Annotated in this window: 25 protein-coding genes; 9 read left to right on the plus strand and 16 right to left on the minus strand. The window is 39.4% G+C overall.

Going from position 1 to position 21,455, the window contains the following annotated elements:
* The 15 genes from B879_RS04640 to B879_RS04710 all read right to left on the minus strand — a co-directional run bounded on the left by B879_RS04640 (position 1) and on the right by B879_RS04710 (position 12,270).
* Positions 1-240: a hypothetical protein gene (locus tag B879_RS04640; protein WP_009183989.1), complete on the minus strand. Its 240-nt coding sequence runs from the start codon at positions 238-240 to the stop codon at positions 1-3.
* On the minus strand, positions 240-653 hold the full coding sequence (locus tag B879_RS04645) for an OsmC family protein (RefSeq protein ID WP_009183990.1): 414 nt from the start codon (positions 651-653) through the stop codon (positions 240-242). The genes B879_RS04640 and B879_RS04645 overlap by 1 nt, the downstream gene beginning before the upstream one ends.
* A gap of 2 nt (positions 654-655) precedes the next feature.
* A complete protein-coding gene (gene hisIE, locus B879_RS04650; protein ID WP_009183991.1) occupies positions 656-1,264 on the minus strand; it encodes a bifunctional phosphoribosyl-AMP cyclohydrolase/phosphoribosyl-ATP diphosphatase HisIE in 609 nt (202 codons plus the stop codon).
* Between the two features lie 88 nt (positions 1,265-1,352).
* A complete protein-coding gene (gene hisF, locus B879_RS04655; protein WP_009183992.1) occupies positions 1,353-2,108 on the minus strand; it encodes an imidazole glycerol phosphate synthase subunit HisF in 756 nt (251 codons plus the stop codon).
* A gap of 98 nt (positions 2,109-2,206) precedes the next feature.
* A complete protein-coding gene (gene hisA, locus B879_RS04660; RefSeq protein ID WP_009183993.1) occupies positions 2,207-2,926 on the minus strand; it encodes a 1-(5-phosphoribosyl)-5-[(5-phosphoribosylamino)methylideneamino]imidazole-4-carboxamide isomerase in 720 nt (239 codons plus the stop codon).
* 19 nt (positions 2,927-2,945) lie between these two features.
* The gene (gene hisH, locus B879_RS04665) at positions 2,946-3,542 is read right to left on the minus strand and encodes an imidazole glycerol phosphate synthase subunit HisH (protein WP_009183994.1); all 597 of its coding nucleotides are present in this window, start codon (positions 3,540-3,542) and stop codon (positions 2,946-2,948) included.
* Between the two features lie 152 nt (positions 3,543-3,694).
* Positions 3,695-4,477 carry a phenylalanine 4-monooxygenase gene (locus tag B879_RS04670; RefSeq protein WP_009183995.1) on the minus strand — a complete coding sequence of 261 codons (783 nt, stop codon included), beginning with the start codon at positions 4,475-4,477 and terminating at the stop codon, positions 3,695-3,697.
* Between the two features lie 183 nt (positions 4,478-4,660).
* Positions 4,661-5,680, minus strand: a complete 1,020-nt coding sequence (aroF, locus tag B879_RS04675; RefSeq protein WP_009183997.1) for a 3-deoxy-7-phosphoheptulonate synthase — start codon at positions 5,678-5,680, stop codon at positions 4,661-4,663.
* Positions 5,681-5,683: 3 nt separating this feature from the next.
* Positions 5,684-6,457, minus strand: a complete 774-nt coding sequence (gene trpA / locus B879_RS04680) for a tryptophan synthase subunit alpha (RefSeq protein ID WP_009183998.1) — start codon at positions 6,455-6,457, stop codon at positions 5,684-5,686.
* Positions 6,458-6,544: 87 nt separating this feature from the next.
* Positions 6,545-7,723: a tryptophan synthase subunit beta gene (trpB, locus tag B879_RS04685; protein WP_040400270.1), complete on the minus strand. Its 1,179-nt coding sequence runs from the start codon at positions 7,721-7,723 to the stop codon at positions 6,545-6,547.
* Between the two features lie 51 nt (positions 7,724-7,774).
* Positions 7,775-8,401, minus strand: a complete 627-nt coding sequence (locus B879_RS04690) for a phosphoribosylanthranilate isomerase (RefSeq protein ID WP_040400256.1) — start codon at positions 8,399-8,401, stop codon at positions 7,775-7,777.
* Positions 8,398-9,219, minus strand: a complete 822-nt coding sequence (gene trpC / locus B879_RS04695) for an indole-3-glycerol phosphate synthase TrpC (RefSeq protein WP_009184001.1) — start codon at positions 9,217-9,219, stop codon at positions 8,398-8,400. Before trpC ends, B879_RS04690 begins: the two co-directional genes overlap by 4 nt.
* 1 nt (position 9,220) lies before the next feature.
* Positions 9,221-10,234 carry an anthranilate phosphoribosyltransferase gene (gene trpD, locus B879_RS04700; RefSeq protein WP_009184002.1) on the minus strand — a complete coding sequence of 338 codons (1,014 nt, stop codon included), beginning with the start codon at positions 10,232-10,234 and terminating at the stop codon, positions 9,221-9,223.
* Entirely contained in the window at positions 10,231-10,821 is a 591-nt protein-coding gene (locus B879_RS04705) for an anthranilate synthase component II (protein WP_009184003.1), read from the minus strand. Before B879_RS04705 ends, trpD begins: the two co-directional genes overlap by 4 nt.
* 42 nt (positions 10,822-10,863) lie before the next feature.
* Complete coding sequence (locus tag B879_RS04710; RefSeq protein ID WP_009184004.1) at positions 10,864-12,270, minus strand: anthranilate synthase component I family protein; 1,407 nt, start codon at positions 12,268-12,270, stop codon at positions 10,864-10,866.
* Positions 12,271-12,673: 403 nt separating this feature from the next.
* Between B879_RS04710 and B879_RS04715 the strand changes: the two genes are divergently transcribed.
* Complete coding sequence (locus B879_RS04715; protein WP_009184005.1) at positions 12,674-12,904, plus strand: hypothetical protein; 231 nt, start codon at positions 12,674-12,676, stop codon at positions 12,902-12,904.
* A 2-nt stretch (positions 12,905-12,906) separates the two neighbouring features.
* Here the strand turns inward: B879_RS04715 and B879_RS04720 are convergent, their stop codons facing one another.
* The gene (locus tag B879_RS04720; RefSeq protein WP_040400258.1) at positions 12,907-13,692 is read right to left on the minus strand and encodes a polysaccharide deacetylase family protein; all 786 of its coding nucleotides are present in this window, start codon (positions 13,690-13,692) and stop codon (positions 12,907-12,909) included.
* 177 nt (positions 13,693-13,869) lie between these two features.
* Here B879_RS04720 and B879_RS04725 point away from each other — a divergent pair, with 177 nt between their 5' ends.
* From B879_RS04725 to B879_RS04760, 8 genes are all read left to right on the plus strand, one after another.
* Complete coding sequence (locus tag B879_RS04725) at positions 13,870-14,994, plus strand: NAD(P) transhydrogenase subunit alpha (protein WP_009184007.1); 1,125 nt, start codon at positions 13,870-13,872, stop codon at positions 14,992-14,994.
* A gap of 2 nt (positions 14,995-14,996) precedes the next feature.
* A complete protein-coding gene (locus B879_RS04730; RefSeq protein WP_009184008.1) occupies positions 14,997-15,314 on the plus strand; it encodes an NAD(P) transhydrogenase subunit alpha part 2 in 318 nt (105 codons plus the stop codon).
* Positions 15,311-16,711 (plus strand): NAD(P)(+) transhydrogenase (Re/Si-specific) subunit beta, encoded by a 1,401-nt coding sequence (locus tag B879_RS04735; protein ID WP_009184009.1) that lies wholly within the window; start codon positions 15,311-15,313, stop codon positions 16,709-16,711. Before B879_RS04730 ends, B879_RS04735 begins: the two co-directional genes overlap by 4 nt.
* Before the next feature lie 153 nt (positions 16,712-16,864).
* A complete protein-coding gene (locus tag B879_RS04740) occupies positions 16,865-18,208 on the plus strand; it encodes a DUF5723 family protein (RefSeq protein WP_009184010.1) in 1,344 nt (447 codons plus the stop codon).
* Positions 18,209-18,267: 59 nt separating this feature from the next.
* Positions 18,268-19,074, plus strand: a complete 807-nt coding sequence (proC, locus tag B879_RS04745) for a pyrroline-5-carboxylate reductase (protein WP_009184011.1) — start codon at positions 18,268-18,270, stop codon at positions 19,072-19,074.
* Between the two features lie 130 nt (positions 19,075-19,204).
* Positions 19,205-19,771 carry a YceD family protein gene (locus B879_RS04750; protein WP_009184012.1) on the plus strand — a complete coding sequence of 189 codons (567 nt, stop codon included), beginning with the start codon at positions 19,205-19,207 and terminating at the stop codon, positions 19,769-19,771.
* 17 nt (positions 19,772-19,788) lie between these two features.
* Complete coding sequence (gene rpmF / locus B879_RS04755) at positions 19,789-19,980, plus strand: 50S ribosomal protein L32 (RefSeq protein WP_009184013.1); 192 nt, start codon at positions 19,789-19,791, stop codon at positions 19,978-19,980.
* A gap of 468 nt (positions 19,981-20,448) precedes the next feature.
* Positions 20,449-21,447 (plus strand): beta-ketoacyl-ACP synthase III, encoded by a 999-nt coding sequence (locus B879_RS04760; RefSeq protein WP_009184014.1) that lies wholly within the window; start codon positions 20,449-20,451, stop codon positions 21,445-21,447.
* Positions 21,448-21,455 lie beyond the last annotated feature (8 nt).

A 21,455-nucleotide genomic window follows, 5' to 3' on the forward strand; every position in this document is an offset into this window, starting at 1 on the left:
CTAAAGATTTTGCATTTGATTGTAAAGGCTTTGCGCCATTTCTTTGAAACGACCCTTAACGCCCTCAAAGAATGGTCCAGTACAAAATCCTTCTAAATCCATTTCATCCAAAATATCCATTTCAGGGACCTTAAAGGTTTGCTCCAATGGACCTGTTTCAAATTTGATGAGGTATTTGTTATTCCAGTTGAAAATGGAAACTCTTATATCATCTACTGTAAATTCTCTAACAACACGCATTAGGGTTTTCTGATTTCTGAAGTATAAGTGATTTCTGATTTTAACGAAGAAGCTACGGAACAATATTTATCAACGGATAGAGCCACTACTTTAGCAAACTCCTCTTCCTTGGCATCAGGGGATACCAATACAAAATGCATATGGATGTGGGTATAATAAGATGGGATGCCATCATTTCTTGTACCTTCTACTTCAATGAAAAAATCTTCAACCTGCTTTCTCTTCTTTTTCATCATCAGGACAGCATCTACCGCAGAACAGCCTCCTAATGCTGAAAGCAACAAATCCATAGGTGATTGTGCTTTTTTATTAGGCGCGTCATACATATCGATCGCTACCTTGTTGCCTTGAAGATTAGCAGCCTCATATTCGTAATCCGCCTGCATCCGGACGGTAACATTCCTCTTGCTCATATTTATTTTTTGTTATGACGGTCAATTAACACCTCCATGACCTCATCGAGTTCAATTTCTTTGGCTTCCAATAGAATTAAATAGTGGAAAAGTAGATCTGCTGCCTCTCCTAAAAACAAGGATTTATTATTATCCTTTGCCTCAATGACAAGCTCTACTGCTTCCTCGCCAACTTTTTGTGCTACTTTATTGATCCCTTTAGCAAATAAGGAAGTGGTATAAGACTGCTCTGAAGGTTTATTTTTCCTTTCTTTGATAATATACCTCAACTGATCAATAAATAATGTCTTGCTATTATTTGGCTCATCAAAACAAGTATCCGCTCCAGTATGACAAACCGGTCCCTGAGGCCTCACCTTTACAAGAAGGGTGTCATTGTCACAATCCATAGTAATGGATTTGACATGGAGAAAATTACCGGAAGTCTCCCCCTTGGTCCATATACGTCCTTTTGTACGGCTAAAAAAAGTCACCTTCTTAGACTCCAGCGTAATATCTAAAGCCTCTTGGTTCATATAACCTAACATCAAAACGAGGTTACTATCGGCATCCTGTACAATCACAGGTACCAACCCTCCCACTTTTTCAAAATCTATATTCAAATTGTTCATAGGATTCAAAACATTTAACTATTGGCAATTCTCTCAAATGTCCGGATAAATCTAAATTTAGAGATATGAAGTCATTAACTTAATTCTTTTAAATTCTCACAGCAACCCCTTCTTTGTTAAGATAGCCCTTTAAACTTGGAATAGGGATCTCCTTAAAATGGAAAATACTGGCAGCCAAAGCGGCATCAGCTTTTCCAAACGTAAATACATCTTTGAAATGTAACATATTACCGGCACCTCCTGAAGCAATTACCGGAATACTCAGCATAGCTGATATTTCGGCAGTAATCTCATTTGCAAATCCTGATTTGGTACCATCATGGTCCATTGATGTCAAAAGTATCTCTCCTGCTCCCCTATGACAAACTTCGCTAGCCCATTCCTGGGTTTTCAACAAGGTAGGTTTCCTACCGCCATGTGTATGAACAAAATCAATTCCATCCACATTTCTCGTATCAATGGCTACCACAATGCATTGAGAGCCAAACTCCAAAGCCATCTCATTGATCACTTCTGGATTTTTCACAGCAGCCGAATTGATAGATATTTTATCTGCACCCGCATTCAAGAGCACTTTCACATCTTCCACCGTAGAAATACCCCCTCCAACAGTAAACGGAATATTGATGGACTTAGCTACCTTAGTCACCAATTCTGCTAAGGTCTTTCTTTTATCAACAGTAGCCGTAATATCCAAAAATACCAATTCATCTGCTCCTTCATCAGAATATATCTTGGCCAACTCTACAGGGTCTCCTGCATCGCGAAGTTGCACGAAATTTACACCTTTTACAGTTCTTCCATCTTTTATATCAAGACAGGGAATAATTCTTTTTGTAAGCATTTTATAAAGTACCAAATACCTAGAGCAATGAATAAATACATCTCAAAGGTACAATTCAGGCTTTTAAATTAATTTTCAAATATCAATATCCCAACATACTAAGAAGCAAAGCCGGCTAACTGCTCCAGCGTAATCCTTCCTTCATAATAGGCTTTTCCGACAATGGCCCCAAAGACGCCTATTTTTGATAGTTGCTCCAAATCTTTAATCTGGGATACCCCACCACTAGCAATAAGTTTAATGCCAGGAATTTCAGCTAAAATCTCTTTATAAAGCTCAATGGATGGACCTTGCAGTAACCCATCTTTAGCCACATCGGTGCAAATCACATAAGTAACACCTTTGGCATGGTATCCTTTGATAAAATCAATCAGGTCCAACTCGGTTGTTTCCTGCCAACCAGAAATGGCAATTTTGCGGTCTTTGGCATCTGCACCCAAAATGATTTTCTCGCCACCGAATTTTTCAAGCCACCCTTCAAACATTACCGGATTTTTCACCGCAATACTCCCTCCTGTAACTTGGTGAGCCCCCAAATTTAAAGCTTCTTCAATGCTTTCATCAGATTGTACCCCACCGCCAAAATCAATTTTCAATGAGGTCCCTGAAGCAATCGCCCTCAATGATTCTGCATTTATGATTCTCTTCTCCTTAGCACCATCCAAATCCACCAAGTGCAGTCTGCTGATCCCTGCATCTTCAAATCTCTTGGCCATTTCTAATGGATTATCATGGTACTCTTTTTTCTGGTTGTAATCACCCTGTGTCAATCGGACACATTTACCTCCAATGATATCTATTGCCGGAATAATATACATCTGCCTTTGTTTAAATTATCTATTTGAGTTGAAGGAAATTGGAAAGTATACGTTCTCCCACCAAACCGCTTTTCTCTGGATGTGCCTGCATGGAATAAAAATTGTCTTTGTTCATCAAAGCAGCAAAATCATGGATATAATGGGTCTTTGCAATAGTAAAATCACTCAACTCACAATAATAGCTATGTACATAGTAAACAAAAGACTGGGCTTCCAAACCTTCCAAAAGTGGGCCTTTTATATCAAAAATATCGTTCCAACCTACATGAGGGACTTTGTACTCGAAGGTATTTTCAGGAATAAAGCGCTTTACTTTAACGGGAAACACCCCCAAACAAGGAGTATCATTTTCTTCAGAATATTCACACAGCAATTGCTGTCCTAGACATACGCCGAAGAAGGGCTGTTTCAAATCCGGGATCAGCTTATCCAAATTCCTTTCTTTAAGGTATTTCATAGCTGTACTCGCTTCACCTTGACCAGGGAATATAACCTTATCTGCTTTTGCAATGGTTTCTAGATCATCAGTCAAAACAGCCTCTGTCCCTAATCGCTCCAAGGCATAAAGTACAGATTGTACATTGCCTGCATTGTATTTAATAACTGCTACCTTCATTTTGTAAATTAAAAGGTCAGACAAAGGTATCTTTCATTTTTGCTTTTTTGTCTAAACCATCCACATCTTTTCAATAAAAAAACGTTCGTGAATCAAAGATCACAAACGCTTTATGAAAGTTTTAAAATAACTTCCCATTCATTGTTAATACATTAGTTTTGAGCTGCCTCAGCCAGCATTTCTTCCAGGACAGCTTCTATCTCAGGAAGAGATTCATACAGTTGCTCATAACTTTCAATAACGAAGTATTTGTCCTGAAATTTATCCTTCCAATAAGGGGTATTCATGATCCTTTTCACATCATAATCGTAATGTGCCGGTTCATCGGATAAGCTATATTTTGTTTCTCCGGCAGAACTCAAAATTCCTGCACCATAAATCCTCAATTCTCCATTTTCTCTGATCAATCCAAATTCGATTGTAAACCAATATATCCTGGAAAGCAGCTCTATGGCCCATTTGTTTTCAATATGCTTTAAGGCAATACCGCTCAACTTTTCAAGAAAATCAACGTAAGGCTGATTGGTCAGCATGGGCATGTGCGCAAAGGCATCATGAAACATATCTGGTTCTTCCAAGTAATCCAACTGCTCCATTTTTCTTAACCATGTTGAGGAACAGAAACGCTTGTTATTCATCAAGCCAAAAAACAGATCATCATCAATTAAACCTGGAACAACCTGAATTGCCCAACCTGTACTCTTAGCCAATTTCCTGTTTACATCTGCAAAATCCGCAATTTTATCTGCTGTGAAATTGATTTCCTCAATTCCATCCAAATAAGCCTTGGATGCTGCATTTGGAAGATTAACTATCTGCCTTTCAAAGAGGATTTTCCAAACATTAAAGTCTTCTTTCGTGTAAGCATTATAATCCTGCTTCATTTCTTTCAATCTGGGGTCAGAAAAGACCCAGTCTTTGGGTTTATTCGTCATATTATATTTGGGTTTCTTTTTTAAATGAGCCTCCATTTTCAAAATGTATGGCCCTCTTGATTGTACTCTTATTGTCTGACAAATGTTCTCGATTTGAAAAACCATTACCATCACACATTCAAAAATAATCAATTTATGCTTTATGATAAATTTTATTATCCGAATGGTGGAATGTACTCTGACTTAAAGTAAATCGAAAGTTTTTCGCATGGCAAAAGTTTTTCTTATCCAATCTGATAGTAGTGCACTTTGGGAGAAGTCAAGTGTTTGCTGACCATCTGAATAAGCCTTCTCTGGCACCTCATGGGTTTCATAGATAATGCCATCTGCACCCGCCATTACTCCGGCCAAAGCCATCTGTGGTACAAATTCCCGAATTCCAATTCCGTGAGAAGGATCTACAATTACGGGCAAATGGGATTTTGATTTTAAGATGGGTACTGCATTCAGATCCAAAGTGTTTCTACTGGCCCTTTCATAAGTCCTGATACCCCTTTCACAAAGAATCAACTTTTCATTACCACCTGAAAAGACATATTCAGCTGACTGCAGTAATTCTTCTATTGTCCCTGAAATACCTCTTTTGATCATTACAGCCTTGTCCACCTTACCTAACTCATCCAAAAGATTGAAGTTCTGCGTATTCCTGGCCCCAACTTGGTAAATATCCGTGTAGGGATACATTTCCTCTATTTGGGATACCTGCATGACTTCGGTAACAATCTTGATACCCTCTTCCTTGGCTATGTTGTACCATAATTTCAAGCCATCAATTCCCATCCCCCTAAAAGCATAAGGACTGGTTCTGGGTTTGAACACACCACCCCGCATCATCCTGATGCCATTGGCTTTCAAATGCCCTACCACTTTCCTGATTTGATCCTCTGATTCAATAGAACAGGGGCCTGCAATAATGGCCATATCCCCATCCTTGATAAAAACACCATCACCAAGGTCTATTGAGGTGGGTTTGGCTTTCCATTTTTTAGACACCAATTTATATTCATCAGAAACAATATGAATATCCTTAATGCCATCCTTTTGTCCAATTTTCCGAATATCGAAATTTTTCTTACCTATACCTATCAGGTAATTACCCAATTGGGTTTTTACCTCGGTCACTTTGTATCCGATTTCGTTGACTTCCTGTATCAGCGAATTTTTTTGTTTTTCACTGATATCTTCTTTTAACTGAATGATCATAAATTATGAGATTACTGATCTGATATATGCCAATATATCGGCTTTCAAATCTTTACTTTCTTTGATTTTTTTAATAAAAGCACTGCCTATAATAGCCCCATTACCGTAAAGGGAAGCTTTATAAAATGTTCCCGCGTCTGAAATACCAAAACCTATCAGTCTCGGGTTTTTGAGTCCCATGGATTGTACCCTTTGGAAATACGCGATTTGCTCCTCGGAAATACCTGTACGGGCTCCGGTAATGGAATGTGCTGAAACCATGTAAATGAAGCCGTTAGAATGTTCATCAATCTCACGTATGCGCTTTTCACTGGTCTGAGGTGATATCAGAAAAGTATTCCGCAGTCCATACTGGTTAAATAGTTCTTTGTATTCATCCAAATATTGCTGCATAGGCAGATCTGGCAAAATCAGACCATCAATGCCCAGTTCCTGGCATTTTTTGCAGAAATTCTCCATGCCGTACTGTATGATTGGATTTAGATACCCCATCAATACCACTGGTATGGAAACAGTCTTCCGCATATCCTGAAGTTGTTCGAAAAGCTTTTTCAAACTCATACCATTATTCAGCGCAATCATGTTACTGTCCTGAATCGTGGGACCATCAGCGATGGGGTCACTGTAAGGAACGCCTATTTCAATAATATCAGCTCCTGCAGCCTCTATGGACTCCATTATTGGTAGCGTATCCTCCAATTTGGGAAAACCTGCTGTAAAATAAATGGATAATACACGTTCCTTTTTCTTTTGGAACAATTGATCTATTCTGTTCATATAATTATATTCACCAAATTCTAATTCTTCCGAAATCCGCCTTCCTACTTCCGAGATTCTAACCTCTCGTCTCTCGCCTCTAATCTCTTAATACCCTCCCCACTTGATATAGGTATCCAAATCCTTATCTCCCCTTCCTGAAAGATTGATTACTATTACAGCATCTTTTTGATATTCGATCATGTTGAGAGCGTGCAGTGCATGGGCAGTTTCAATGGCAGGGATAATACCCTCTAACCTACTGAGTTCAATTCCCGCTTTCATGGCGTCCTCGTCTTCGACAGCCACAAACTCACCCCTTCCAATGTCAAATAAATGCGCATGAACCGGACCAATACCAGGATAATCCAGCCCAGCAGAAATCGAATGGGGTTCTACAACCTGACCATCTTCTGTCTGCATCAGAAGGGTTTTGCTTCCATGCAGAATTCCTGGTGTTCCTAGAGCTGTTGTTGCAGCTGATTTTCCGGAACTCACACCAAGACCAGCCGCTTCAGCCGCAATCAACCTTACTTCAGGACTATTATAATAATGGTAAAATGCTCCGGCGGCATTGCTTCCTCCACCAACACAGGCAATGACCAAATCTGGATTTTCCCTTCCTTCTTTTTCAAGTAATTGCCATTTCATCTCTTCTGAAATCACAGACTGAAACCTTGCTACCATTTCCGGATAAGGATGGGGACCTACCACAGAACCTATAATATAATGCGTGTCAACAGGGTTGTTGATCCATTGTCTCATGGCCTCATTCGTGGCGTCTTTTAGGGTTTGAGAACCAGAAGTCGCTGGTACTACCTTCGCACCTAATATTTTCATCCTTTCTACGTTTGGTCTTTGTCTTTGTATATCCAAAGCTCCCATGTAAACCGTGCAATCCATCCCCATCAAAGCACAGACAGTCGCTGTGGCCACACCGTGCTGTCCGGCACCGGTCTCCGCTATAATCCTTTTTTTGCCCAACATTTTGGCCATAATGATCTGGCCAACGGTATTATTGACTTTATGGGCACCAGTATGGCAAAGATCCTCGCGTTTTAAATAAATCTTTGCTCCATATTTCTCGGAAAGTCTTGAGGCAAGATATAATGGGGTAGGTCTTCCCACATAGTCCTTTAACAGGCTTCTGAACTCTTTTTGAAAGGCTTCTGAAGCCATAATCTGCTCATAATTATCCCTCAATTCTTCAATATTGGGATGCAGCATTTCTGGAATATATGCTCCTCCAAATTTGCCATAAAAGCCTTTTTCATCAACTCTAATCATATCATTCATGGACTAATGTTTCAAATAATTTATACTTATGCTCGATTCGGTTTATACCATTAATTGCTTTTTAAATGCTTTGATTTTTGGGATATCCTTTAATCCCGGGGCGATCTCAAACCTTGAATTGATGTCTAAACCTGCTAATTGAGGCATCTGCTTTTTTAAGTCGAGAATGGCCTGAACTTCTTCAATACCAATCCCGCCACTCAAGATAAAAGGTTTCTCGTAAGGATAATTTTTCAACAACGACCAATCAAATGTTTTTCCACTTCCTCCGTGATACTCAGTATAAGTGTCAAAGAGAAAATAATCCACCCAAGGAAGATACGGCCGAAGTAGCTCCCAATCTATTTTATTACCAATTTTAAAGACTTTAAAGATTTCCAATCCTGACTTTTCCTTAAGCAACCTCACTTCCTCCACACTTTCATTTCCATGTAGCTGAAGCACCTTAAGCCCAAAAAGAGCTACTTTTTCAAGAACTGAAGAAAGAGGTTCATTCACAAAGACCCCAACTTTGTCGAGACTTCTGGCTGCCGAAGCTATCTCACCCGATGTACCAACATAACGGGGTGAGGGCGGATAAAATATCATACCCATCCAATCCGGGTTGACCTCATTGACCAATTCCTGGATATTTTGGGGATGCACCATACCACAAACTTTTAGTTTCATTTGACTAGAATTGTACCTTTTTCCTTAAGAATTCTTCTGTACGCATTCATGAAATTAAGGGCCGCCTGATGTGGTCTACTGGATTTCATGAAATTTTCCCCAATCAAAAACCCATCGAACCCTGCTTTTTTTAATTCAAAAAGCGTTTCAGGCTCCGAAATACCACTTTCTGAAATTTTAACAAATTCGGTGGGAATCTTATCTACCAAACTGTATGAAGTATCTAGAGAAACTTTAAAAGTTTTCAAACTCCTATTATTCACCCCTACTAAATCCAGGTATTCATTGAGGCTATTTTCAAGTTCCAGTCCATCATGCACCTCCATCAGTACTTCCAACCCCATGTTTTTAGCAAAGGCAGCCAGCTCTTTTAACCTCTTAGGTTCAAGTGCTGCGGCAATCAATAGAATACAATCTGCTCCAATGGATTTGGCTTCAATAATCTGGTATTCATCTATGATGAAATCTTTGCGAAGGATGGGACAGAAATTGAAATTCCTTGCGAGGGTCAAATCCTCATTTCTACCCCCAAAAAATTCGCTATCAGTCAATATGGATAATGCAGAAGCGCCAGCCTGCATGTATCCTATTGTCACGGTCTCCACTGAAGATGTGACATTAATATTGCCCTTAGACGGTGACTTTCTTTTAAATTCAGCAATAATACCTGTTTTATCAGCTCTCTGAATATACTTTTTCATAGAAACCGCCTGTGTATTGAAATAAGTGCTTTTCTCAAGGAGTTTAATAGGAATCAAACTTTTTCTTTCAGCCACCTCAACTTTTTTATATGCAATAATTTTATCTAGGATATTCATATTAATTTGAAATAGAAATTTTTGTACTTGGATTGATTAAGGCTTTGAATACAGCTAATGCTTTACCGGAATGAAGAGAAATTTCTGCTTTTTCAATAGCTTCTGCAAAAGACAATTGTTTATCAGCTGTAGTCAAAGCTGCCGCTGCATTCGCAATCACAACGGCATTTTGCTCCTTAGAACCTTGTCCTGTTAATATCTGTTCAAAAATCTTTGCGGAAGCATCAACAGTCTTCCCTCCTGCGATACTTTTTGCCTGTATTAGCGGTAATCCTATAGATTCAGGACTGTATAATTTCTCTCCATCATTGGAAATCATCTTAAAATCGCCTGTAAGGGAAATCTCATCATAACCATCTAGGGCATGAAGGATACTGAATCTCCCCTCCTGATCCTGATACAGGTAAGCATAGAGTCTTGCCAACTCCAAGCTGAACACACCTACCAATTGCTTCTTTGGGAAACTAGGATTGACCATAGGGCCCAACATATTGAAAAAAGTTTTTACGCCCAGTTCCTTACGAATGGGGGCCACATTTTTCATAGCAGGGTGAAATAAAGGTGCATGCAGAAAACAAATGCCAGCCTCATCCAGACTCTTCCTGATCTTACCGATATCATTCGTGAATTCATAGCCGAAATATGCCAGAAGATTGGAAGACCCACATATAGATGATACCCCTGTATTCCCATGTTTGGCTACTGCCTGACTTGCTCCTGCCACAATAAAAGATGCCAATGTTGAGATGTTAAACGTATCCTTCCCATCCCCTCCAGTACCACAAAGGTCTATGGCATCATATTCTGGAATATCGACCGGAATACACAATTCCAACATAGCCTGCCGGAAACCTGAAAGTTCTTCTACTGTAATACTACGCATCAGGTACACTGTAAGAAAGGCCGCAATCTGACTTGGGTTATACCCACCTGTGGCAATATTTTTCAACACCTCTCTGGCCTGTTCTTTGGAAAGGGTTCTATGCTCTATCAAATGATTTAATATCTCTTTCATAATTTCTCAATGCTTACATGCACAGGGACCAACCAATTTCGGATCATCCGTACACCATGTTCTGTCAAAATCGATTCCGGATGAAACTGTAATCCCCTGATCGCATAATCCCTATGCCTGACACCCATGATCTGTTGATCAGGTGTTCTTGCTATTACTTCCAATTCACCCGGAAGGGTCTGCTCATCAATTACCCAAGAATGGTAGCGGCCAACGGTAAACCACTCCTGTAAGCCTTCAAAAAGCAAATCTTTTTCGATTTTTACTTCTGAGGCGACACCATGCACTACCTCAGATAAGTTCATAAGACTGGCACCAAAAGCTTCCCCTATAGCCTGATGTCCCAGACAGACCCCCAGAATATCCTTAGAAGAACCATATGCTTGGATTAACTTCGGCATAATGCCTGCTTCTGAGGGAATTCCCGGACCGGGAGAAAGTAAGATTTTATCATACTTTTCCACCGCTGCCAAATTGATCTTATCATTCCGAAAAATGTCCATCTGAGCACCAAAACCAAGCTGCCGGATAATATACACCAGGTTATAGGTGAAGGAATCATAATTATCTAAAACCAGTATTTTCATTGTTCTGAATTCTAATTACACTTTCTTGGACTTTGAAGCTTTTTATATGGTTTCTGCTGCTTTTAGGGCTACTCTTAATGCCTCCAGTTTATTGGAAACCTCTTGAAGCTCTGAAGCGATAGCGGACTTTGCTACTACACCTGCTCCTGCCTGATAACGCAATTCATTACCTTCTGACACAAAGGACCTGATTAAGATGGCATGATTAAAATCACCGTTGAAACCTAAAAAGCCGATGGCGCCTCCATAAAACTTCCTAGCTACATTTTCCAACTCATCAATCAACTGCATAGCCCTGTATTTGGGAGCCCCAGATAGCGTACCTGCCGGAAAGGTATCTGCGACCAATTGAAGAGGGTTCGAGCTTTCGGGTAATGTTCCGGTCACTTTGGACACCAGATGAATCACATGTGAATAGTATTGGATTTCTTTAAAAACCTCCACTTCTACTTTTTCAGAGGTTCTACTCAAATCATTTCTAGCCAAATCCACTAACATGACATGCTCTGAATTTTCTTTGGGATCATCATATAACTTCATAGCTAAAGCCGCATCGGCTTGGTCATTTCCGGTTCTTTTGAATGTACCTGCAATGGGATAAATGGTGGCTTTATTGTTTTTTACCACAATTTGGGCTTCAGGGGAGCTGCCAAATACTTTATAGGAACCATAGTCAAAATAGAAAAGATAAGGAGAAGGGTTGACAGAACGTAAAGATCTGTAGACATTGAATTCATCTCCTTTAAATTTCGTGGTAAATCTTCTAGAAAGGACGATCTGAAAAACATCACCACGGAAACAGTGTTCCTGACCCTTTTTCAAAATATCCAAAAATTCTTCATCGGTATAGTTAGAATATTCTTCCGCTACCAGTCTGAATGAATAATTAGGAATATTTTTACTATTTAATATGGTTTCTATCTCTGTCAACATCCCTGCCTGCTCATTGCCTTCTACTTGATGTTCAAAAAGGTACATTTCATTTTTAAAATGATCTACCACAATTACATGCCTGTAGACCGCATAATGCATTGTAGGGATATCATCAGAGCTTGACTTCGTTAAAGAAATGTCTTCAAAATTAGCTACGGCATCATACTGGGTGTAACCAAACAAACCATTGCTGATGAATTTATGTTTGCCGTTATTATCTTGAAATTTATTGGCGAAATCACGTAATGCATCGATTAATTTATTCTCTTTCCCCACTTCATACCGAAGTATCTGCCCATCGGGGAGCAACTCTTTGACCTTACCTTCTTGAAAGGAAAAAGAAGCCATTGGATTAAAACAAATGTATGAGTAACTGTTTTCCTGGCCATGATAATCCGAACTCTCCAACAGAATGGGATTGGCAAAACGATCCCTTACCTGTAGATAAACACTAACTGGAGTTATGGTGTCAGCCAATAACTTTTTAAAAGATGTTTTGATATAATACTTTTTCATGATTTGGGGTTATAAAACAAAAAGGCTTGCGGGAAAAACCAGCAAGCCTTTTAAGAATTTTCTTTATATATCAGGCAATAGCTTATTGTTCCTCCCTGGATTGAGAAGTCAAATGCCACCACCAATATTTTGCCTGAATTGTATTCATCTTAATCTTCCGCAAATTTAGAAACTCATTTTTAGTATCAAAACAAAATTAATCGTTTTTTGAAAAGTGCTTAATGAATGGAGAGTAGCTTTAACATATCATTAAAATCTCATATACATCATGTGCCCTTTCATTGATCAAAATACCGCATTAAACAACATTATCATGTTGAAAAAAAATTTCTCTGGATAAACCCAATCAAGTATGCGCATCAAAAATAAAATAAACTAACTTTGATGAGCAAAAATGGAACTTATGAAAAGCTTACCACAGTATTTTAAGAGAGTTTTTGATGACTACCAGGTTTTGGTAAAGGTGAACCCTGATGATTTCTCAGGAACAGAATTGATAATCCATCCAGATGGTAAGGTTGAAAAAACAGAAATGGAATTCGATGAGGAAATTTTTGAGGATTTGGAAGTGGATGAATTCTTGAATTGCAGCCCTTTAGAATTCAATTTACACCTTGCTAAAGCCGGCGATTAAACTCATTGATCGTCATTCTCCTTCAGCAATTCCTCAAGAGCAACAATTTTATAGCCTTTGACCTGAAGTCCATCAATGAGATGGGGAAGGTGCTTGTAGAATTTATCAGTTCTATTTTGACCCACACCTATATGGCTCAATAAAATAAACCCATTCAACCCATTATCAGCCTCTTTTTCATAGTCATAAATACTTCGCATAATATCCTGAGAGTTTATGTAATTGGGCATTGATGGATCGGTATAATCTGCATGTGACCGTGTCCCGGGGGTGAAATTGATCAATTGGGCACCAAATTCGGAAGCCCATTCGCTTATGGTTATATTATACCATTCATATGGAGGTAAAAAATAAGCAGCCTGCTCCAGTGTAAGCCCAAATCTTTCCAGTTCCTGATAATTATTATCTAAATCAAGAAAAAACTTCTCTTTATCGATCAATAGCATTTCCCTATCTTCCCAAGTACAATAAAGCAGGTGTTTATCAGAATGAGGACCAACATAATGACCATCAGTGATCATTTTGTGAATAATCGATTTAAAATCAGGGTTTCTAAGAAAATCGCCGGTCAGAAAAAACGCCCCCGGTACTTCTTTTTCTTCCAAGACCTTCAGTATTTCTTCCCCACCCTCTGCATGGTCATGTCCCGTAAATACCAAAGCAATTTTTTTTAAAGAGATATCTCCTCGTATTATTGCGCCATGGCTCAGTTCAAATTGGCTGTAACAGTTCAAAGATAAACTGAGAAAAATCATGGCAAAGACAGGCATAGAATAAAATTTCACCATTTTTAAGAAAACCAAAACAAAGGTTATTTGAATTCGAAATTAATATACTTCCAAAAAAATTTTTATCAAAAAAAACATTTGATAGGCAAAATTACTTTCTTTTTCAAACCTTTTTGATAGTTTAATGTCTTGAAGCAATCAATGAATACATTATTTCTCTCTTAATCACTTTATTCCATGATATTAGGAATTCTCAAAGAACCTCAGGATGAATCCAGAGTAGCTTTTTTACCTGAAGCTGTAAAAACCCTCCAAACTTGGAATGTAACAGTATGGGTAGAAAAAGGTGCAGGGACTAAAGCCTATGCAGCTGATGAGATTTATCAATCATCAGGCGCAGAGATAGTCAGTAGAAAAGAGCTCCTATCTAAGGCTGATTTAATTATAGGCATCCAACCCATCAGTGAAGAGGAGATTTCTTCTATGAAACCTGATGCTGTTTTAATGGGGCAATTGAATGCTTTGTTTAACCCAAAGCTCACCAACTATTTAATAGACAATAACCGCAGCGCATTCAGTATGGAATTGGTTCCCAGAACCACGAGGGCCCAGGCGATGGATGTACTTTCTTCTATGGCAACTGTCACAGGATATAAAGCAGTACTGATGGCTGCTGATTTACTGCCTAGATTCTTTCCAATGTTCATGACTGCTGCAGGAAGTATTACACCAGCCAGAGTCTTGATATTAGGTGCAGGCGTGGCAGGCTTACAGGCCATCGCAACTGCTAAAAGGTTAGGGGCTACAGTATTCGCTTTTGATGTACGTCAGGCAGCAAAAGAGGAAGTCTTATCCTTGGGTGCAAAATTTGTGGATGTAGAGGGTGCCAAAGAAGATAAAGGTGCAGGAGGATATGCCGTGGAACAAACGGAAGAATACCTCCAAAAACAAAAAGACACCATACATGAGCATGCAATTAAAGCAGATGTGATCATCACAACTGCCCAAATTCCCGGAAGAAAAGCCCCTTTGCTAGTAGAGGAAAGAACCGTCAGGAATATGAAGCCTGGGGCTGTGATCATTGATCTGGCAGCTTCTTCTGGAGGAAATTGTGCCCTCTCTGAACCGGATAAAACCATAGACATTAACGGGGTCCGAATTGTAGGCGTTGGTAACCTAGCAGCCCAAATGCCACAAGACGCCAGTAAAATGTATGGGAAAAATTATCTGAATTTCCTTAAATTAATCATCAAAGAGGGAGAGCTTAACCTCAATTTTGAAGATGATATTGTTACGGGAACTTGTGTCTGCCATAAAGGAAAACCAGTGAGCCCCCGTATCATTCAAATCAAAACAAATTAATCATGGAAGATATATTAAGCTATTTAGGAGACAACATGGAAATGATTTACTTCCTTGTTTTAGCCATCTTACTTGGTGTTGAAGTCATTTCAAATGTACCGGCCATCCTTCATACTCCTCTAATGTCGGGAGCCAATGCCATACACGGTGTGGTCGTGGTCGGAGCTATTATCGTGATGTTGCAGGCGGCTCCTGATAACTACCTGGCACTTTCTGTGGGATTTCTTGCAGTCATTGTAGGAACCCTCAATGTGATCGGAGGATTTGTGGTCACTGATAGAATGTTAGAAATGTTTAAGAAAAAGCCTAAGAAATCATGAGTCTGAATCTTTTGGAAATAAGTTATCTGATAGCATCCCTCACTTTCATTATAGGGTTAAAAATGCTAAGCCACCCTGATTCAGCCAGAAAGGGAAACCTCATAGCTGCTGTTGGCATGCTCATTGCCATTGTGGCAACCCTGACCATATTTCAGGATTTTGATGAGGATAAAATTTTAAATTATGGACTGATCTTTAGCGGGCTGATTGTCGGGACAGTCATTGGAACAGTGATGGCCAAAAAAGTCCAAATGACCGCCATGCCCCAGATGGTTTCCTTCTTCAACGGTATGGGAGGGGCCTGTGCGGCCTTAATTGCGATTATCGAATATCAGCACCACCAACATAGTACAGTGACCGGATTTGATGGAGAGTTACTGGTAATGCTTTTGGGACTTTTGATAGGTTCAGTTTCCTTCTCAGGATCCATGATTGCTTATGGCAAACTGGAGGGTAAAATCAAAGATAAGATATTGCCCATGAACCAAGCAATCAATATGATCCTTCTTGGTGCCATCATCGTTTTGATCATCTATCAACTATTTGCTGAAAGTACCCCATTGGAATTTTACATTCTCTTAGGACTTGCTTTGGTCTATGGGGTTTTGTTTGTCATGCCCATTGGAGGTGCAGACATGCCGGTAGTAATCTCTTTATTGAACTCTTTTACAGGGATGGCTGCTGCATTCGGAGGGTTCCTTTATGACAACAAAGCTATGTTAACCGGTGGTATATTAGTGGGTTCAGCAGGCACCATTTTGACCATATTGATGTGTAATGCCATGAATCGTTCACTTACCAATGTGCTCTTAGGGGCATTTGGAGCGGCTTCGACAGGAGGTGCAAAAAGTCAATCCGGAGATCAGACGGTAAGGGAAATTTCCATTTCTGATACCGCAGTATTGTTATCCTATTCACAAAATGTTGTCATAGTACCAGGTTATGGTCTTGCTGTAGCTCAAGCCCAACACACTTGCCATGAGTTAGAAAAACTTTTGGAAGAAAAAGGGGTGGAAGTGAATTATGCCATTCATCCCGTGGCAGGAAGAATGCCAGGCCATATGAATGTTCTTTTGGCTGAGGCAGATGTGCCGTATGAAAGATTACAGGAGATGGAAGAAATCAACCCCAAATTAGCCAATGCAGATGTGGTAGTAGTCATAGGTGCCAATGATGTGGTAAACCCGGCTGCAAAAAATGACCCCTCCTCTCCTATTTACGGTATGCCAATTCTAGAGGTAGATCAAGCAAAAAACATCATCATACTCAAAAGAGGAATGAGTGCAGGGTATGCTGGTATTGAAAATGAATTGTTTTTCTTTCCCAAAACAAGGATGTTGTTCGGAGATGCTAAGGATTCCTTACAAAAATTGACTGCTGAGGTAAAAAATGTGTAAACCAGCAAATCCAATAGGTGATTTCTGACAAAATTCCTTGGTTTTAAACCTGAATTAAAAAAGAAATAAAAAAGGGCCCGATTATGGCCCTTTTTATTTTTAAATTTACCTAGAATCCTTCAAAGGACTGATTAGGAAGTAAATCAAGACCCCATGCATCAGAAATTTATCATCATTGTATTTTCACTCCTATCATCAAATTTTTTATTTGCCCAAAACTCCTTTATCGGAATTCAAAATAGCCATCGAAAAAGTATGCATAGCATATTGATGAATCCGGCTGAAATCGGCAACTTAGGGAAAAAAGTGGAGGTTAACTTTTTCTCAGTTCAAGGCAGTGTTTCAAACAATATCCTTTCGTTCCAAGATGTAATAAATAATCCGGATGACATCCTTGATTTTACCTTTCAAAGGGCTAATGGGCCCGTTAACTTAAGAACCAATGTCGAAATAGTAGGTCCATCAGTAGGCTTCAAATGGAAGCGTTGGGGATTTGGTATTACAAGCCAATCCTTTGCCAGCGGCCATATCATAGATTTAGACCCAAAATTAGGTGAATCCATCAGCTCTGAACGTCTGGAAAATTCATTTAATACATTTGGTATTAATAGTCCTTATAATCAGAGAATCAATTTGTCAGGATGGACTGAACTTGGATTCACTGCAGGATTGGAAATATTTCAGCTTGCCGCACACAGTATTTCGGTAGGTAGCACATTCAAACTTCTATTCCCTTATTTTTATACCAATGTTGGTTTAGATAGAATCAATGGCACACTGATTCAAGAAAATGATGAATTTTATCTTACAAACACTATTGGAAGTGCCTATTTTTCATATTCCAATGATTTGGTGGACAACAACAACTTAACTTTCTCAGCCAGTCCCTTTAATTTCAGTAACCTCAATGGTTTAGGCTTAGACCTTGGGGCAAATTATAAATGGCAAGATCAGAATGTAACAAAAATCAATGCAGGTTTGACGATCAGAAATATAGGAGGTATGACATTGGGTGCTAATCAGACCAACACAACTTACAACGTCAATATCCCAGGCAATGAAAGGTTTAGATTAGACAACCTGGGGGGTAATTTAGATGATATAGAAAGACAAATTGTCGAAAGTGGTTATTTTGCTTTAGAAAGACAGGAAGAAGGTTTGAGGGCAGCACTTCCGACCTTAATAGCTGCCTATGGAGAAATACGTTTAAGTAAATTATTTTACCTGAGTCTATATGGACAACAGAAATTTGGCAGTACAAATCGTGATGAACAGTTAATTGCCCAAAACCTATTGGCAATAACTCCAAGATTAATGTTGGGGAATTTTGAAATTTACTCTCCTTGGATCAGTTATGAAGTTGCAGGAATTACCGGTGGATTAGGGTTAAGGTTTGGAGGCTTATTCATAGGCAGCCATTCGGTTCTTACGGGTTTGATTTCAGATACCAAACAGGCAGACATCCATGCTGGATTTAGCTGGGGGTTTGGCCGGTAATATTTTAGCTGCCCTTGAAGCACTTTGAATTATACTTATCAATTATTTATCTAGAAAGCATGTTAAAAGATACCAAGATAGCAATCATAGGTTGTGGAAATTTAGGTTACGCTATTGTGAGCGGCCTTTTGGAATTGCCTGGTTTTGAAGCCAAAAACTTACATGTCACAAAAAGAAATCCAGCTAATATCATGCATTTGCAGGATAAGGGAGTTAGGGTCCACACCGACAACATCATAGCTGCAAAAGAATCCGACCTGATTATCTTAGGAGTAAAGCCTTTTAATGTGAATGCCATATTAAAAGAAATCAAAACTGTGCTTAACTCAGAAAAGCAGGTGGTAATTTCTTTAGCAACGGGCATAACACTGGACAACATGTTTGAGGTACTGGACCCAAAAACCACCGCATTTAGGGCTATGCCAAATATTGCCGCAGACATTAGGGAATCAGTCACTTGTATTACAGCCCGAAATAACCACATAGAGGCAGAAGAAAAAGTTAAGGCCTTATTTGACAGCATTGGTTTTTCAATCAGCATAGATGAAAATTTGATGGAAGCTGCAACTGTTTTGGGTGCCTGTGGCATAGCTTATGTCCTTCGCTTCATGCGAGCCATGATTCAGGGAGGCATACAAATTGGGTTCGATGCTCAGACTGCCAGTAGAATCGTAAACCAAACAGTCAAAGGAGCTGCCGAGCTGATGATCCAAAAAAACATGCACCCCGAAGAGGCTATTGATAAAGTTACAACACCTAAAGGCTGTACCATAGTCGGACTGAATGAAATGGAACACCAGGGTTTTTCAGCTGCTATGGTCCGTGGCGTGTTGGCTTCTTATCAAAAAATCGAAAAAGAGGAATGATCTTGATAAAATTCGTTCATTTTCAATGAATTATCAGAAACAAGAGAAAGTGTCAAAATAATTTGATACCAAATTTTATTTTTCCAGACCATTTGTCTAAATTTGCGGTCTTGAATTAGAAGGAGGAGCGGTGAAATTCTTGAGAAACTACGATATAGACATCATTAAACTCAAAGACGGAAAGCATGTTTTTGGTTTTGAAGTAAAGGATGAGTTTTTTAAGTATTTCGAAGCGGAAGATTGGGTCAACGGATCCGATATACATATAACCGTCACACTGAATAAAACGGTTTCAGTGATTGAGACTGAGTTTAAATTTAGTGGAACAATAAGGTTGACATGTGATAGGAGCCTAGAGGAATTTGATCAGTCCATAGATTTTATTGAAAAGGTAATATATAAGTATGGGCCGATTGAACAGGAAATCAGCGATGATATATTCATGATCACAAGGGATACGGCACAAATTAACGTTGCCCAACTGGTTTATGAATTTATATTGCTATCCATTCCAGCAAAAAAAATACATCCAGATTATATAGATGAAATGGATGATGAAGATTTTGAGGAGGAAGGGAGCCTGGTTTACCTTTCAGATGAAGATTTAAATAAAGAACAGGAAGTGAAGGAAGATGATTCCGATCAACCGGCAGATCCCAGATGGGAAATATTAAATAAGTTAAAGCAAAAAGATTAATCTAAAATAGTTAAGAGATGGCACATCCTAAACGCAAAATTTCGAAAACCAGAAGAGACAAAAGAAGAACTCACTATAAATTATCAGCTCCAGGTTTGGCACAATGCCCTACCACTGGTGAATTCCATTTGCCTCACAGGGCATTTTGGCTTGATGGTAAATTATACTACAAAGGTCAGGTGATCATGGAAAAAGAGGTTCTTGCCTAATTTCCTCAAACAATCTTATAGAACCTTCCGATATGTATCGGAAGGTTTTTTCGTTTTCTGATCCACCATGAACCAAGGTTAATATTAACCTTAATTTAAGCCGAAATATGCATTAGAATTTCTACGCCACGGCGCACAAGTTATTACGAGCTCATCCGCCGCGGCGGACATAATCAATCGCTTCGCTGCATTTAGCTCAATCACCATCCCGTACGTACGGGATGCTTCATTCGCTAAATGCTTGATTCTTTTGTGTTTTGACCTCTTCCCGATAGTCATCGGGACAGGCTACTAAGAATCCTAATGCATAATTCGGGTTTAAAAAGCTTTGCGGAAACGCCCTTTTTAAATAATTTTGGCTCTTTGGTTTGGAAAACGAAATAAAGCATTAAAACCATACAACCTTAAAGCACTATCTGTCACTCACTTGTAATAAAACATCAGGTTGGTGATAAAAATTAACATTGAATGAAAAAAACTAGAGCAGTCATTTCTGGGGTTCATGGGTGGGTACCTGATTACGTATTGACCAACCGTGAACTTGAAACCATGGTTGACACCAACGACGAATGGATAATCACCAGAACTGGTATCAAAGAAAGAAGAATCCTTAAGGGCGAGAACCAGGGCACCTCCGTCATTGGAATCAATGCAGTAAAGGGTTTATTGGAAAAAACCAATACTGCACCAGAAGAAATTGACCTGATAATCTGTGCCACTGTAACTCCTGACATGCCATTTCCTGCCACAGCCAATATCATTGCTGATGGTGTTGGTGCTAAGAATAGTTTTAGCTTTGACATTTCTGCGGCTTGCTCTGGGTTCCTTTATGCTTTGACCATGGGGAGTCAATTTATCGAAACTGGTATGCATAAGAAAGTAATCGTGGTAGGGGCAGATAAAATGTCTTCTATCATAGATTATCAAGATAGAGCCACATGCATTATTTTTGGAGATGGTGGCGGAGCCGTCCTCTTGGAGCCAACGGAAGAGGAGATTGGTATTATGGACTCCCTGCTTCATGCTGATGGTTCGGGTGCTCCTTACCTACACATGAAAGCTGGTGGAAGTAGAAAGCCTGCTACTATTGAAACCGTTACAGCCAGAGAACATTTTGCTTTCCAAGAGGGTTCTACCGTGTTTAAATTTGCGGTAACCAATATGGCTGAGGTGAGTGCAAAAATCATGGATAAGAACCACCTAAAAGCAGAAGATATTGCTTGGTTGGTTCCCCATCAAGCCAATAAACGTATCATAGATGCCACTGCCAATCGTATGGGGATAGGGCCAGAGAAAGTAATGCTCAATATTGAAAGGTATGGCAATACTACTGCAGGCACGCTTCCACTTTGCTTGTGGGACTATGAGTCCCAGTTAAAGAAAGGGGACAATATCATCCTGGCAGCCTTTGGCGGAGGATTTACCTGGGGTGCTATCTACCTCAAATGGGGATATGACCCAAAATAATGGACAAC

This window comes from Cecembia lonarensis LW9 (genome assembly GCF_000298295.1).
GTDB classification, from domain to species: Bacteria; Bacteroidota; Bacteroidia; order Cytophagales; family Cyclobacteriaceae; genus Cecembia; species Cecembia lonarensis.